Annotated in this window: 12 protein-coding genes; 5 read left to right on the forward strand and 7 right to left on the reverse strand. The window is 66.9% G+C overall.

Features of this window, described 5'->3' with window-relative positions; translation table 11 throughout:
• A partial coding sequence (locus FVW27_RS14265) for a transketolase C-terminal domain-containing protein (RefSeq protein ID WP_279586637.1) occupies positions 1 to 441 on the forward strand: 441 nt, incomplete at its 5' end.
• 134 nt (positions 442 to 575) lie between these two features.
• On the opposite strand, the gene FVW27_RS14270 is transcribed toward FVW27_RS14265, so the two are convergent.
• The 4 genes from FVW27_RS14270 to dnaE all read right to left on the reverse strand — a co-directional run bounded on the left by FVW27_RS14270 (position 576) and on the right by dnaE (position 7,853).
• The gene (locus FVW27_RS14270) at positions 576 to 2,891 is read right to left on the reverse strand and encodes a methyl-accepting chemotaxis protein (protein WP_167126303.1); all 2,316 of its coding nucleotides are present in this window, start codon (positions 2,889 to 2,891) and stop codon (positions 576 to 578) included.
• Positions 2,892 to 3,076: 185 nt separating this feature from the next.
• Entirely contained in the window at positions 3,077 to 3,694 is a 618-nt protein-coding gene (locus FVW27_RS14275; protein WP_167126306.1) for a MarC family protein, read from the reverse strand.
• Positions 3,695 to 3,887: 193 nt separating this feature from the next.
• Positions 3,888 to 4,280, reverse strand: a complete 393-nt coding sequence (locus tag FVW27_RS14280) for a 6-carboxytetrahydropterin synthase (RefSeq protein ID WP_167126309.1) — start codon at positions 4,278 to 4,280, stop codon at positions 3,888 to 3,890.
• Between the two features lie 57 nt (positions 4,281 to 4,337).
• The gene (dnaE, locus tag FVW27_RS14285; protein WP_167126311.1) at positions 4,338 to 7,853 is read right to left on the reverse strand and encodes a DNA polymerase III subunit alpha; all 3,516 of its coding nucleotides are present in this window, start codon (positions 7,851 to 7,853) and stop codon (positions 4,338 to 4,340) included.
• A 359-nt stretch (positions 7,854 to 8,212) separates the two neighbouring features.
• Here dnaE and FVW27_RS14290 point away from each other — a divergent pair, with 359 nt between their 5' ends.
• From FVW27_RS14290 to FVW27_RS14300, 3 genes are all read left to right on the forward strand, one after another.
• Entirely contained in the window at positions 8,213 to 8,590 is a 378-nt protein-coding gene (locus FVW27_RS14290; RefSeq protein ID WP_167126314.1) for a hypothetical protein, read from the forward strand.
• Between the two features lie 2 nt (positions 8,591 to 8,592).
• Positions 8,593 to 9,474, forward strand: coding sequence for an HD domain-containing protein (locus FVW27_RS14295; protein ID WP_167126317.1), 882 nt, complete (start codon positions 8,593 to 8,595; stop codon positions 9,472 to 9,474).
• 161 nt (positions 9,475 to 9,635) lie between these two features.
• Positions 9,636 to 10,373 carry a class I SAM-dependent methyltransferase gene (locus FVW27_RS14300; RefSeq protein WP_167126320.1) on the forward strand — a complete coding sequence of 246 codons (738 nt, stop codon included), beginning with the start codon at positions 9,636 to 9,638 and terminating at the stop codon, positions 10,371 to 10,373.
• A gap of 215 nt (positions 10,374 to 10,588) precedes the next feature.
• Here FVW27_RS14300 and FVW27_RS14305 read toward each other — a convergent pair whose 3' ends face one another.
• The 3 genes from FVW27_RS14305 to FVW27_RS14315 form a co-directional block, all read right to left on the reverse strand.
• Positions 10,589 to 11,128 carry a hypothetical protein gene (locus FVW27_RS14305; RefSeq protein ID WP_167126323.1) on the reverse strand — a complete coding sequence of 180 codons (540 nt, stop codon included), beginning with the start codon at positions 11,126 to 11,128 and terminating at the stop codon, positions 10,589 to 10,591.
• Positions 11,129 to 11,242: 114 nt separating this feature from the next.
• Positions 11,243 to 11,998: an HAD family hydrolase gene (locus FVW27_RS14310; protein ID WP_341806145.1), complete on the reverse strand. Its 756-nt coding sequence runs from the start codon at positions 11,996 to 11,998 to the stop codon at positions 11,243 to 11,245.
• Positions 11,999 to 12,033: 35 nt separating this feature from the next.
• Complete coding sequence (locus FVW27_RS14315) at positions 12,034 to 13,245, reverse strand: DUF3179 domain-containing protein (RefSeq protein ID WP_167126329.1); 1,212 nt, start codon at positions 13,243 to 13,245, stop codon at positions 12,034 to 12,036.
• A gap of 232 nt (positions 13,246 to 13,477) precedes the next feature.
• Between FVW27_RS14315 and galE the strand changes: the two genes are divergently transcribed.
• Positions 13,478 to 14,524 carry a UDP-glucose 4-epimerase GalE gene (galE, locus tag FVW27_RS14320; RefSeq protein ID WP_167126332.1) on the forward strand — a complete coding sequence of 349 codons (1,047 nt, stop codon included), beginning with the start codon at positions 13,478 to 13,480 and terminating at the stop codon, positions 14,522 to 14,524.
• Positions 14,525 to 14,622 lie beyond the last annotated feature (98 nt).

The following is a 14,622-nucleotide window of genomic DNA, read 5'->3' on the forward strand; positions in this document are numbered from 1 at the left end:
CTGCCCCCGCGCGGCGAGGTGCTGCCCCTTGCCCGGGGCGAGGTGCTGAAACAGGGCGACGGGCTGGCCGTCATCGCCTGCGGCAGCCGGGTGGCCCCGGCGCTGGAGGCGGCGGAACGGGTGGCCGAGGAATCGGGCCGCCAGGTCACCGTGTTTGACGCGGTGTGGGTGAAGCCGTTGCCGCAAGCGCAACTGCTGGAACTGGCCGCCACCCACGATGCCCTGCTGCTGATAGAGGAAAACGCCCTGGCGGGCGGCTTCACCTCTGCCGTGCTGGAATGTCTGGCCGACCACGGCGCGCTGCACGGGCAGGCCATCCGCAGGCTGGGCGTGCCCGACCACTTCGTGGAGCACGGCAGCCAGAAGGAACTGCGGGCCAAACTGGGCCTGTGCGTGGACGGCATCGAGGAGACCCTGCGGGCCATGCTGGGACTGGGGTAGGGCGGGTTGCCGACTCAGCCTGGGACATCATGCAATGAACGCGGCGGCGGGAGGTCACTCCCGCCGCCGTTGGTTTGCGCAATGAGTCCGGTCAGCAACCCGGCGTGCACCGGGCTGCACGGGCTGGCTGCTCCCTACTCACGCATCTCCGCGATGATCGACTTCAGTTCCACGGCCAGCCGGGCCAGTTCGGTCACGGCCTGCGACGATTGGCCCATGGCTTCCGCCGTTTCCGAGGCGATGCGGTTGATGTCTTCCGTGCCGCGCCCCACCTGTTCGCTGGCGGCGGACTGCTGTTCGCTGGCCGCCGCGATGGCGCGCACGTTGTCCGAGGTGCGTTCCACCAGCCCCACGATGCTGCGCAGCGAGTCGCCGGAAAGGTTGGCGGTGCGCGTGCAGTCCACGATGGCGGCGGTGGTGTTTTCCGTGCTCTGGATGTTGGCCCGCGCGCTCTGCTGCACCGAGCGGATGTAGTCGCCCACCTGGCTGGTGGCGGTCATGGTCTTTTCGGCCAGCTTGCGCACCTCGTCAGCCACCACGGCAAAGCCGCGCCCGGCGTCGCCAGCCCGGGCCGCCTCGATGGCGGCGTTCAGCGCCAGCAGGTTGGTCTGGTCGGCGATGTCGGCGATGACCGTCATGATCTGGCCAATGCCGTCGGCCTGACGGCCCAGTTCGGTCATGTCGGCCTTCAGGGTTTCGGCTTGGCCGTTGATGGCGTTGATGGTGTTCACAACCGATTCCACAAGCCGCGCGCCCTCCTGGGCTTGCGAGCGGGCGGAATCGGCCAGGTCGGCGGTTTCGGCGGCGTTGCGCGCAACGCTGATGGAGGCGGCGTTCATTTCCTCCACGGCGGCGGCAGCTTCCGCCGTGCGGCCACGCTGCTCGTCGCTGCCGCGTGACGACTGTTCGATCTGCGCGGCCAGTTGCTCGGACGCCGAGGCCAGCATGTTGGCCACTTCATCGGCCTTTACCGCGGCATGGGCGATGCGTTCGTTCTGCTGCTCTATGCGGGCGTGCTGGGTCTTGATGTCCGTCTGGTCAGAAATCAGGGCAAACCCGGCAATGAGCGTGCCGTCCAGGTCATACATGGGGGCGGCGTCCACGCTGGCGTGCAGCCGCGCGCCCTTGCGGCCCACCAGTTCCGTCTGCACGCCGCGTTGGGCGTTGCGTTCGTGCATGCAGGTGCCGATGACCGTGGGATGGTTGTCGTCACCGTGGAAGATGCGTCCCACCGGCACCCCCATGAAGGCTTTCGGGTCGCCGTCGATCTGCATGTAGTCGAGGGTGGCACGGTTGACGAACAGCACCCGCTGGTCTGGCCCGGCCACCACGCAGGGCAGGGTAATGCCGTCCAGCAGCCCCTGGGCAAAACCCAGCTTGTGCTTGAGTTCGCCCACCATGGTCCGCACGTTGTCGCCCAGGCTGCGGAATTCATATTTGAAGTTCTGGTGCAGGTCGGCGTGCAGGTTGCCCCCGGCCACGGCGCGGGTGAATGCCTCGATATCCGCCACAGGGCGGGCGACCAGGCGGCGCACCAGCAGCGACACCACGCCGGCAAGCACCAGCAGCGCCGCCGCGCCGATGCCCAGCAAGGTGTTGCGCTGGGCAACGGCCGTACCGGCCAGTTCGTCGGTGTAGGCGCTCATGCACACCAGCCACCCGGTGACGGGTTCCGTGGTGACGGTCAGGTACTTGCGCTCGCCCTTCCAGTCGTAGAAGGCGCTGCCGTTCTTCATGGACAGGGCAGTGCGCACGAATTCGTGCTCGGTCACGTCCTTGAGCATCATCTGTCTGTCGGGGTGGGCGATGATGTTGCCGCTGCCGTCCAGCATGAAGCCGTAGCCGCGCTGGCCGAAGTGCAGCCCGCTGACGAAGGTGGCTGTAAAGTTTTCCCAGCGCGGGAAGATGCCCACCCCGCCGATGACGCGGCCACCGGCATCACGGATGGCCTTTACCGCCACGAAGATGAACATGTTGCCGCCGCCGGTCTTGGCGGTGATGATGGACTTGCCGATGAAGGTGTCCTGCCCGGCCATCACCGCCCTGAAGTAGTCGCGGTCACCGCGTTTGCCGCCGGTCAGGTCTTCCATGTCCGCGTTGATGCCCGCGCGGATGATGCCCTTGTCGTCGAACACGATGACCGACCAGATGTTGGCATCGCCGCGCACCACGTCCTTCAGGCGGTTCTGGGCGGTGGCGGCATCGCCGGTCAGGGCTTCCAGCACCAGGCGCTGCTTGGCAAGCTGGTTGATGGTGCCGGTAAAGTTCTGCACGTACAGCGCAAGCGCATCGCGCGCGCTGGTGCCTGCCTGTTCCATGGCGTGCTGTTCCAGCTCCAATGCCATGCGGTACGAGGAACCCGTTACATAGTATATGATGCCGCCGAATACCGCGATAACGGACAACATGACGGAAACGATGAATACCGGTGTGACGCTTTTAACGCTCATGGCCCCCCCAGAGAATGCAATGTTTCTATCGTATGTAAAATGTAGCGCCATGGCACGGGCGCTGTCAAGGAATGGGGGCACTACTGGGGGCACTACTGGGGGCATGGGGGTAAACAAAAGTGGCGCATCCGATACGCGGAATGCGCCACTCAAGCGGCAGGTTGCCGCGATTTGCCGTAGTGGTGTTACATTGACGTTACGAACAGGCGTATGCCGTTTTCCAGCATCTGCACGGCCATCATGATGAGTACGAGGCCCATCAGCCGCTCCATGGCCCGCATGGTGCGGGGGCCCAGCAGGCGGGCAATGTCCGGGGTAAAGGCCATGATGGCGGCGGTGGCCGTCCAGGCCATCAGGATGCCCGCCAGCACGTTGATCTGGGCCATCATGCCGCCCTGGGCCTGCCGGGCAAAGACCATTACCGCCGCCAGCAGCGAAGGCCCGGCGATGAGCGGCACGGCAATGGGCACGATGAACGGATCGTGGGCCACGGCTTCGGTGTCGCCCTCCTGCGGCGGGAAGACCATCTTCATGGAAATGATGAACAGGATCAGCCCGCCGGACAGGCGCAGGGTGGACTGTTCGATTTCCAGCATGCCCAGCAGCGCATCGCCCAGCGCGTGAAAACCCAGGATGATGCCGAGGGCGAACAGCAGTTCGCGCCGCAGGATGGCGCGTTGCCGGGCCTCTCCGTGTTCGCGCAGCATGCCGAGGCAGGCGGCGGCGTTGCCCACCGGGTCCATGATCAGGAACAGCGGCAGGGCGATCTCGAAGGCGGTGCGAAAGTTGAAGGCGTCGAACATGTTCATATCCGTCTTTGGGGCATATCCGGTGTAGGGGAAGGTTCGTTGCTCGCGGCGGTCCGGGCTGCCCGTGCGGCTGGGCTATGATCCGCTGCCGGGCCCGGCACGGCAGACAAAAGGATTCGCCCGGCGGGGCCGCGCTGCTGCGGGGGCCGCCGGGCGGAAAAGACTGGGGCGGCGCCGCCGCGTGCGGCTATTCGTCGATTTCCATGTAGGTGGCCGACTGGGCGGCCTTTTCCGACACGGTCACGGCGTGCAGGCGCACCCCGTGCGGGGCAAGGCGCGGGGCCAGTTGCTGCCAGATGTGCCGTGAAAGGTTCTCGGACGAGGGGTTGATGGTGTCGAACGGCGTGACGTCGTTCAGGTTCTTGTGGTCCAGGGTGTCGAGCACCACGTTCAGTTCGCGCTTCAGCACCTTGAAATCCAGCACGATTTCCGTGTCGCCGGTCAGGCGGTCGCCCTCGGCCACCATTTCCACGGCAAAGTTGTGGCCGTGCATGGATTCGCATTTGCCTTCGTAATGGCGCAGCGCGTGCGAGGCGCAGAACTCCGAGCGCACGGTCAGCCGCCAGATGGATTTCTTCACGGTGTGTCTCCTGAGCGATAAGGCCAAAGAAAGCGAAGGGGCAATTTGGAACTGCCCCTATTCGGGGCCTTCGGTCCAGTGTGCGATATCCGTCTCGAACGCCGGGCCGGGCTGCACCATCCACTGCGGGCCGAACTGCAACAGGCATTCGGACTCGTCCACCACCAGCCGCACGTTCACCGGCACGGGACCGCGATGCCGTTCCAGAATGGCGCGCAGGGCGGCAAGGCTGGCGGGCTCCACGCGGGGCAGGGGCATGTCGATGGTCACGGGCTGGTCGCTGGCGCCGCAGGCGCGGGCCAGCGGAATGACCTTGTCGCCCAGCAGCTTGATTTCGCGCGGGGTGTCGTCGTCTTCCTCGGACATGGGCATGGACCCGTCGCCGCCCCCGCCGCCGTTCCTGCCGCCGTCGTCGTTCTGCTGCTTGCTGATGGTGGCCTCGAGCAAGAGTGGCTGATCCGACTTCAGCAGTTCGCGGAATTCCGCGTACGGCTCGGGAAAGAACACGCACTCGCCGGAGGCGGTCAGGTCTTCCACCTGCAGGAAGGCCATGCGTGCGCCCTTCTTGGTCATGTGCTCCTTGATGCCGGTGACCAGCACTGCGGTCTTCAGCGACATGCCGGGGGCCATGTCCCGCGTTTCTTCCAGCGGGGTAAGGCGCAGGCGGAACAATTCCTTGCGGTAGGGCTGGAGCGGATGGCTGGTGAGGAAGAAGCCCAGCGCCTCCTTTTCGAAGCGCAGCTTCTGGTCGTCGTCCCACTCCTGGGCCTGCTGCTCTTCGCAGTCGAAGCCGATGCCGGGGCACACGGCGGGTTCTTCCGGCACCATGGTGAACAGCGAAACCTGGTTGGATTCCTTGTCCTTCAGGCGCTTCTGGGCCTTGCTGACCACGTTGTCCAGCGCGGCCAGCATGCCCGCGCGGGTGCAGCCCAGGCAATCGCACGCGCCGCCCTTGATCAGGCTTTCCAGCACGCGCTTGGTCACCTTGCGCAGGTTCACGCGCATGCACAGGTCCAGCAGCGAGGCGAACACCCCGCCTTCCTCGCGGGCATCCACGATTTCGCGGATGGCTTCGTCGCCCACGTTCTTGATGCCGCCAAGGCCGAAGACTATGGCCCCCTCGTGCACGGTGAATTCGCGGCGGCTGGCCTGCACGTTGGGCTGCAACACGGCGATGCCCATGTCCTTGCACGCGGCCACGTACTTCAGCAGCTTGTCCTGGTTGCCCATTTCGGACGTGAGCAGGGCGGCCATGAATTCGGTGGGAAAGTGCACCTTCAGGTACGCGGTGTAGTACGAGATGAGCGCATAGGCCGCGCTGTGCGACTTGTTGAAGCCGTACTCCGCGAACTTTTCCATCAGGTCGAAGATTTCGTCGGCCGTGGCCTTGGGAACCCCGTTCTTCTGCGCGCCCTCCACGAACTTGATGCGCTGCTGGCCCATTTCCTCGGCGTTTTTCTTGCCCATGGCGCGGCGCAGAAGGTCGGCGCCGCCAAGGGTGTAGCCCGCCGCGATCTGGGCGATCTGCATCACCTGTTCCTGGTACACGATGACGCCGTAGGTATCGCGCAGGCAGTCTTCCAGCGAGGGCAGGGGGTAGGTGACGGGCACCTCGCCGTGCTTGCGCTTGATGAATTCGTCCACCATGCCCGAACCCAGCGGGCCGGGCCGGTACAGGGCCAGCATGGCGATGACGTCGTCGAAGCAGGAGGGTTTCAGCATGCGCAGGTACTGGCGCATGCCCGAACTTTCCACCTGGAAGATGCCGTCGGTGTCCCCGCGCGAGTACAGTTCGTAGGTCTCCGCGTCGTCCAGGGACAGGGTGTCGAGGTCGGGCGGGGTCTTGCCCTGCCGGGCGATCTCGTCCAGCGAATCCTGTACCAGGGTCATGGTGCGCAGGCCCAGGAAGTCGAACTTCACCAGCCCGACCTTCTCGACCATCTTCATGTCGAACTGGGTGACTATTTCACCCTTCTTTCCCCGGTACAGCGGCAGGTAGTCGCGCATGGGCTTGTCGGACACCACGACGCCCGCCGCGTGGGTGGAGGCGTGGCGCGACAACCCTTCAAGCCGCATGGAAACATCCAGCAGCTTGCGGATCTGCGGATCGGTCTTGTACAGCGCGGCCAGGTCCGGTTCCGCGTCGATGGCCTTCTTGACCGTCATCTTCAGGTCTTCGGGCACCAGCTTGGCGATGCGGTCGGTTTCGGGAAAGGTCATGCCCAGGGCGCGGCCCACGTCGCGCACCACCGCTTTCGCCTTCATCTTCCCGAAGGTGGTGATCTGCGCCACCATGTCTTCGCCGTACTTCTCGCCCACGTACCTGATGACCTCGGTACGGCGGCGTTCGCAGAAGTCCACGTCGATATCGGGCATGGACACGCGTTCGATGTTCAGGAAGCGTTCGAACAGCAGGTTGTACGGGATGGGATCGAGGTTGGTGATGCGCAGCGACCACGCCACCAGCGAACCGGCGGCGGAACCGCGCCCCGGACCCACGGGAATGCCGTTGTCCTTGGCCCAGTTGATGAAGTCCTGCACGATGAGGAAGTAGCCGGGAAAGCCCATCTGGCCGATGACGTCCAGTTCCAGCTCAAGGCGCTTCCAGTACAGGTCGTGGTCGATGGTGTCGCGGTTGGGGTGGCGTTCCAGGCGGCGCTTCAGCCCTTCGCGCGAGAGGCGGCGGAACTCGTCCTCCAGGGTCATGCCCTCTGGCAGGGCATACACGGGAAAGACGTACTTGCCGAATTCGAACTTTACCGCGCATTGCTCGGCGATGCGCCCGGTGTTGGCCACGGCGTCCGGCACGTGGGCGAACGCCTTTTCCATTTCCTCCGGCGACTTGTAGTACAGTTCCTTGGTCTCGAAGCGCATGCGGCGCTCGTCGTCCACCTTGGCCTGGGTCTGGATGCACAGCAGCACGTCGTGGGCTTCCACGTCGCTGGCTTCCAGATAGTGGCAGTCGTTGGTGGCCACCAGGGGCAGCCCGGTGTGGTCGGCCAGTTCCAGCAGCTTTTCGTTCAGTTCGTCCTGTTCCTTCAGGCCGTTGGACTGCAATTCCAGATAGAAGTTGCCGGGGTAGATGGCCTCGTAGTCGCGGGCGATGCGGATGGCGTCGTCCATGCCGCTGCGCATGAGCGCGCGCGGCACCTGCCCGGCCAGGCAGGCGGAAAGGGCGGTGATGCCGCCCGAATATTGGCGCAGCAGGTCCATGTCCACGCGCGGCTTGTAGTGAAAGCCGTGCAGAAAGCCGTGGGACACCAGCTTGACCAGGTTGTGGTAGCCTTCGTTGTCGCGCGCCAGCAGCACCAGGTGGTGGCGCACGCGGGCCAGTTCCGAGGTCTTGTCCGTGTGGTCGTTGGCCACGTAGACTTCGCAGCCGATGATGGGCTTTATGCCGAACTGCTTGCAGGTATTGTAGAAATAGACGGCGCCGTAGAGGTTGCCGTGGTCGGTGATGGCGGCGGCGGGCATGCCGAAGTCCACCGCCTTGGCGCACAGGTCCTTCAGGCGGATGGCCCCGTCGAGCAGGCTGTATTCGGTATGGCAATGCAGATGGACGAAATCGGACATGGACGTTGGACGTGTTCCCGACAGGGCGGCGCAGGCAGGGCCGCGCGGGCGCGGTGCCTGGTCGTCTGTCTGTTCGCGTGTGAATACGGATGGTTGCCGCTTCGGGTGCCGCCCAGCGGGGCGGCGGCGGTGCCGTGACGGGGATGGCACACCCTAGCAGAAGGGGGGCGTACCCACAACGCCGGAATGGGGGCGGTGAGTCCCCGGCGGTGAGCCGATCGGATTGGGCGACCCGGTTGGGCCAGACGAGTGGGCGGGACGGGGAGCGGATGCGGATGCGCCGCGCGGCTTGCCCGGCAGATGCGGAATGCGTACAACCACAGTTGCCGCCGCAGCCAGCGGACGGACAGGAGGTTGGCGTGTTCGACGTGACCATGGCCCATGCGGCCACCGCTGCCACCGTGGCAACGGACGCGGGTCTGGGGGGGCTGGTTCTGGAAAAGGCGGGGCAGTATGTCCTGATCATTGCCTTTTTCTGGTCCATCATCTGGTTCTTGCGTTTTCTGTATGGCCCCAAGGGCATATTCCGCGACCCGACCTGGGACCGCTGGAACGACCAGGCCCGGCGCGAGGCGGAAGTTTCCGCGCAGGACGCCGACGTGCGGGCGCAGGCTGCGGATTCCTCCGCAGATGCCTACACGACTTCGCACATGGCTTCCCGCACGGTTCCCCCTGCCGCCCCCCATCCGGGGCAGCCCGCCGGGGCGGCAGCGCCTTCCGACGGGGAACGGCGGTGATCATGGACTCCCAGCGCGACATTTCCCGGCACGAGGCGTGGTTCGGCCAGTACGTGGACAGCTTCCTGACCGGCGACGCGGCGCATGACGCGCACATCGAACTCAAGCGCGAACATTCACTGCTGGTGCTGGGCAATGCCCGGGTCATCGTGGCCGAGGCCGTGGCGGCGGGGACCATGGACGTGGTCAGCGCCCGCGCGGCCTTGCTGGGCGCGTTGTATCACGATGTCGGACGGTTCTTGCAGTATCGGCGCTGGCAGACCTTCAGCGATGCGCGTTCCACCAACCACGGTCTGCTGGGCGGGCGCGTCCTGAACGAGGAACGGCCCCTGCACGACGAATCCCCGGCGGTGCGCCATCTGGCCGCCTGTGCCGTGGTGCTGCACAACCGCTTTGCCATTCCGGCGGGCGTTTCGCCGCGTGTCCGCCAGGTGACCCGCGTGGTGCGCGATGCCGACAAACTGGACATCTTTCGGGTGCTGGCCGCCCACATGGAACCCGGCGGCCCCCGCGACGACGTGGTGGTGATGCACCTGCCGGAAGTGCAGGGGGCGTGGACCCCGGCCGTGCTGGACGCGGTGCGCGCCGGGCGCCTGGCCAGCTATGCGGACATGCGCTGCCTGAACGATTTCCGCATCCTGCTGTGCGGGTGGTGCTTCGACCTGGGGTTTGCCGCCTCGCGCAGGCTGCTGCGCGAATCGGGCCGGGTGGAACAGTTGCTGGCGTGGTTGCCTGCGCCGGACCGGGTGCCGGAAATGGCCGAACTGCGCTGCCGGGTACTGGCGGCGCTGCGCGAAGAGAGCGACATGGCCGACTGCCGCCCCGGTTTGGAGGGGGACATGGACCCCCATGCGCCGGAAACGCCGGAAGCCGTGGCTTCGTAACTCCGTGATCGGGGCGGGCGGCGCGCGTTTGCGTCCGCCGTATCGTGTTCGGGCCCCCTGTCCGTCGCACCTTGTCTGTTGCATTTTGTCCGGCGCGCCTTTGCCCGGCCCACCCTCTGCCAGGGGCGTCGCCCCACGCCACTGAACCCGTCGGAATCTGCATGGCCGCCGATCCCTACGCCCGCATCGCGGAATGGTACGACCTGCTGCTGAATCCCGTTTTGGACGGGGTGCGCCGGGCCGTGGCCGATGTTTGCCGTGCCGAGGGGCTGCTGCGGGTGCTGGATGCCTGCTGCGGCACCGGGCGGCAATGCGCGTTGCTGCGCGGCGCGGGCGTGGCCTGCGTGGGCACGGACCTTTCCCCGGCCATGCTCGGCGCGGCGCGATCTGCCACCCGTGTTGCCCGGCCCTGCGAGCGGGATGCGGTCAGCAGGGTAGGTGCCCCGCTTCGCCAGCGCGCAGACGGTGGAGGCGAAGCCCCGCCCGCTGCGGGTTTGCCGCAATTGTCCTGCCGCGTTCCACTGTTGCGCGCCGACGCGTGCATGCTGCCCTTTGCGGACAATGCCTTCGACGCGGTGGTGTTGTCGCTGGCCCTGCACGAAATGCCGGAACCCGCGGCCAATGCGGCCCTGGCCGAGGCCCTGCGCGTGGCCCCGCGCGTGCTGCTGGCCGACTACCGGCTGGCGGAGCGCAACCTGGATCTGCCCGCCGCATTGTTCGTGCACCTGCCGGAGCGGTTGGCCGGGGCGGAACACTATCGCAATTTCCGAGGCTTCATGGCCCGTGGCGGGGTGGAAGGGCTGGCGCACCGGGCCGGGTTGGCCGTCATCCGGCGCGAACGGCTGTTCGGCGGTGCCGGGGCGCTGCTGCTGGCGGAGCGGAACAGCCGGGCTGGGTGACGATGCGCAGACGGGCGCAGTGATGGGCGCGATGCCCGCTGCATGCCTGCTCCCTGCCCGCATCGAACACGTTCCGATTCTGCTCCGGGCCTGCTTCCTACCTGACGCGCACCCCACTTTTCTGTTCGTCCATAATGCGAAACGCCCGGTCGAAGCCGGGCGTTTCGCGTTGGAAAGATACGGCCATTGGCCGCCACATCGGCAGTAGCCGTGCGTCACTCTTTGGACGTGCCCTCGCCTGTGGCTGCGGCGGGAACGGCGGCCACCAGGTCCAGCGTGGGCTGGGTCACCCGGCCCTCGGCCAGAAGGCGCTGGCGGGCGTCGGCCACGCGCAGGATGGACAGGGGCGTTGCCAGCAGCGGCACCAGGCCGGATGTCAGGGCATCGCGGTAGTAGGCGGTGTCCTCGTGCTTGCCGAGGAATTCGCGCAGGGTGGCGTCAAGGGAATAGCCCTCTTCCTTGAAGGCGTCGTCAAAGGCGCGGTACATGTCCAGCCGCAGGCCCTCGCCGGTGAATTTCGGCCCGGTGGCCGTGCCGGTCAGCACGCCCAGCAGCCCCTGCACCACGGCCTGCTGTCCGGCGTTGACGGCCTTGTTCTGCACCCGCTCGAACACCGGTTTGGTGCAGCTTTCGCGCGGGGGGCAGATCCGTCCGGCGCAGGCGGCGCACAGGGCGGCGGCAAGCAGCAGCACGAGGACGGCGGTTTTCGGAAGGGCGGCACGGGCGGGGTGTGCGCTATGGGGCGTGGAAGGCATGGCACGGTCTCCTGCGGGACGTTGATGGCCGGGGTCGTATCTTCCAATAGGCCGATGGGCATGCCGATGCAACCGGTCGGATCGGAAGCGGATGGCGGTTGCGGCGGCAGGGGGCTAACCCGGCGCCTCGGAATCCGCTTCGGTCAGTCCCAGATGCACCATCAGCGCCGCGCAGTCGTCGGCCACCACGTGCGCCCCGGCTTCGTGCAGCGCGCGGGCAGGGCTTTCGCCGCTGGTCACCCCGGCGGTCAGGGTGCCCGCGCGCTGCCCGGTCACGATGTCCATGGGGTGGTCTCCCACCATCAGGGCCTCTGCGGGGGCGCGGCCCAGCATGCCCAGCGCGCGCAGCAGGTGGTCCGGGTCGGGCTTTACGCTGGGCACGTCGTCGCGGGTGAGCAGGCAGGGGCACAGGGTGTCCACGTCGGGAAACACGGCCCGCACCGCCTCCGGGCAGTTGCGGGTCACGATGGCCACGGACACGTCCAGTGCGGCCAGTTTGGCCAGCATGGGGCGGGTGAACGGAAACAGGCTGCCTCGCGCGGCGGCCTCCACCTCCACCCGGCGGATGGCGGCGTGGGCATCGGCATGCAGGGCGGCGGCATCGGCGGGGCGGCCATGTGCTTCCAGCAGGGCGGTCACGTGGGCGATCCATTCCATCACCGGCAGGGTAGCCGGGTCGGGGCCATGGGCCGGATCTGGGCCATGGAGCGGATATGGGCGATGCGATGCATCCGGTTGCGGGTGCGGCTGCGGTGCCGGCTGCGGGACCAGATGTGGTCGCATGGCCTCGGCCACGGCGCGGCGCATGACGCCGAAGTCCAGCGTGGGAGCGGCGAGGGTGCCGTCGAAGTCGAAGACCACGGCGCGCACGGCCACACCGGCGCAAAACAATGTGCGGCGGGCCATCACTGGAACGGCGCCAGTCCCGGCAGGTTCAGCTCGGGCTTGGACTGGAGCGGGGCAGGCCAGGCATCGTTGACCGGCACCACCAGCGTTGCCGGGTGAAAGCTGGACCAGGCGAACCACATGGCGTTGACGGGCACCACTTCGTTCAGCACTGCGCCTTTCATGGGGCCAGCCTCCGCCTTGCCGTCGATGGACCATTCGCTGCCGCTTTCCGTGTCCACCAGGCGGTTGGGGCTGCCTTTCTTCAGGGCAAAGGTGGCGGGCTTGCTCCACACCGTGCGGTCATATACCCGGATCACGTCCAGCCGCCGGTCCACCACGGCCAGCAGGGGCATGGGGCCCTGGTCAATGTTGGCCACGCCGTCCTTGCGCACGGCGGCCACGTCGATGGCCAGTTGCTGGCCCTGCATGTCCAGGCCGAGGATGCGCGTCTTGGGCTTCATGCGCCTGTCCAGCTTGGGCACGGCGTACATGATGCGGTCGTCGTCGTAGTAGGTGCCGGGCAGCAGGTAGGAGCCGTAGGGGTCCTTGCCGTACGAGCGGCGGATGGCCGTGGGGGTGGCCAGCACCTTCGCATCCGGCATGGCGGCGCGCGCCACGCCCCAGGTGGTCCACCAGGCGGGAATGCGTTGCAGCACCTTGCCGCGCAGGGGACCGTCGATGGCAATGCCCAGCAGTTGCGACCACAGGCTGCCGGTGGCCCTGTCGAACAGCACGGTATTGTTGTACAGCAGGCGGCCATCCACGCCGAAGGTGGTCATGAACCGGCCTGCCTGCCCCTTGTACGCGGCGAGCACCCCGGTGAGCGGGCTGTAGCTGATGCAGTAGGTGGCGTCGCCCACCACCTCGTTGACCACCTCGTGCCAGACCATGATGCGCTGCGGGAAGATGCGGGGGCCGTCGGGCAGACGCACCACGAAGACTGGCTCCGGGTCTTCCAGGCTGAGGGCGGCGCTGATGGTGGTGGTGTATTCCGGACGGTACAGGGCGGGAATGGCGTCGGGCTTGATCTTGGTTTCCAGCAGGCTGGCCGTCAGTTGCTTCAGGTCGTCGTCGTTGCGCGGCCCCGCAAGGGCGGGGGCCGCAAGGCAAAGCAGGGTGGCAAGGCAGGCAAAAGCCAGCCCGGCCAGTGTCGCCAGCCCGGCCAGTGTCGCCGGCACGGTGCGGTGTGGCGGAAAGATGGTGCCGTGTTGTTGCATCCGTTGCCGCATGTGTTAGGTTCTCCTTGGCTGACAGCATGTTGCGGGGGCGATGCGCCACCCGTCCGTCATGCTGTCATGCTTGCCGCGCATCGCATACGCACCCGAAGGAGGGTGCGTCGGAAGCACATACGCGTGGCCGATGCGCCAGCATCTGTTCAAGAATAGAAAAAACGGCGGCATGGGGCAAGGATGCCCGCAATCGCCACGGCTCCGTTTTGCGGACGCCAATCCGGGAGGACCCATGGGCGAAACACCCATCTGCAACGTGCTGGTTTGCGGCGGTGCGGGCTACATCGGTTCGCACATGGTGCGGGCGCTGGCGGCGCGCGGCTGCACGCCCGTGATCTTCGACAATCTTTCCACCGGCCATGCCGACGCCGTGGATGCCGCCGCACCGGATTGCGATCTGGTGCGAGGCGACCTGCTGGACCGTCAGGCCCTGCGCCGGGTGTTTGCCGAGTACAGCATAGACGCAGTGATGCACTTTTCCGCCCGCAGCCTGGTGGGCGAATCGGTGCGCGAACCCGCACTGTACTACGCCAACAACGTCACCGGCACGCTGAACCTGCTGGACGCCATGCGCGAGGCGGGCGTGCTGCGGCTGGTGTTTTCGTCCACGGCGGCGGTGTACGGCAACCCGGTCACGGAGCGCATCGCCGAGACACATCCGCTGGCCCCGGTGAACCCCTACGGGGCGTCCAAGCTGATGGTGGAACGCATGCTGGCCGACCACGCCACTGCCTACGGGCTGCGTTCCGTGGCCTTGCGCTACTTCAACGCCGCCGGGGCGGACCGGGCGGGTGGCATCGGCGAATCGCATTCGCCGGAAACGCACCTCATCCCCAACATCCTGCGCGCGGTGCTGGGCACGGGGCCTGCGCTCACCGTGTTCGGCAGTGACTACGACACCCCGGACGGCACCTGCGTGCGCGACTACATCCACGTCAACGACCTGTGCGACGCCCACCTGGCCGCACTGGACAGGCTGCTGGCTGCGCCTGCGGGCACGGCGGCCCTGAAGGACGGGCTGACGGCAGGGCAGGGCGCCCTGCACTACAACCTCGGCAACGGGCTGGGGTTCACCGTGCGGCAGGTCATCGACGCGGCGGCGCGGGTGACCGGGCGCGAGGTGCCCTATACCGTGGGGCCGCGCCGTGATGGCGACCCGGCCCGGCTGGTGGCCGACAGCACGCTGGCGGGCAGGGAACTGGGCTGGACGCCGAAGGTGACGGATATCCGCGAGATCATCGAAACCGCCTGGGCCTGGCACAGCGATCAGAGGTACTGAGTACGTTCCGGTCGGGGATGGTTCCCGTGGGCGGATGCACGGACACCGCCAATTGAAAAGTTTTGGTGGAGGAGGGAGGGGGGCCGGGGGGGGGGGGG

Origin of the sequence: Nitratidesulfovibrio liaohensis, assembly GCF_011682075.1 — a bacterium.
GTDB classification, from domain to species: domain Bacteria; phylum Desulfobacterota; class Desulfovibrionia; order Desulfovibrionales; family Desulfovibrionaceae; genus Cupidesulfovibrio; species Cupidesulfovibrio liaohensis.

Bases quoted from the DNA above. Each gene is read 5' to 3' on its own strand.
- FVW27_RS14295 (WP_167126317.1), top strand. From the start codon at position 8,593: ATGGACTCCCAGCGCGACATTTCCCGGCACGAGGCGTGGTTCGGCCAG.
- FVW27_RS14315 (WP_167126329.1), bottom strand. From the start codon at position 13,245: ATGCGGCAACGGATGCAACAACACGGCACCATCTTTCCGCCACACCGC.
- galE (WP_167126332.1), top strand. From the start codon at position 13,478: ATGGGCGAAACACCCATCTGCAACGTGCTGGTTTGCGGCGGTGCGGGC.
- FVW27_RS14275 (WP_167126306.1), bottom strand. From the start codon at position 3,694: ATGTTCGACGCCTTCAACTTTCGCACCGCCTTCGAGATCGCCCTGCCG.
- FVW27_RS14270 (WP_167126303.1), bottom strand. From the start codon at position 2,891: ATGAGCGTTAAAAGCGTCACACCGGTATTCATCGTTTCCGTCATGTTG.
- dnaE (WP_167126311.1), bottom strand. From the start codon at position 7,853: ATGTCCGATTTCGTCCATCTGCATTGCCATACCGAATACAGCCTGCTC.
- FVW27_RS14300 (WP_167126320.1), top strand. From the start codon at position 9,636: ATGGCCGCCGATCCCTACGCCCGCATCGCGGAATGGTACGACCTGCTG.
- FVW27_RS14305 (WP_167126323.1), bottom strand. From the start codon at position 11,128: ATGCCTTCCACGCCCCATAGCGCACACCCCGCCCGTGCCGCCCTTCCG.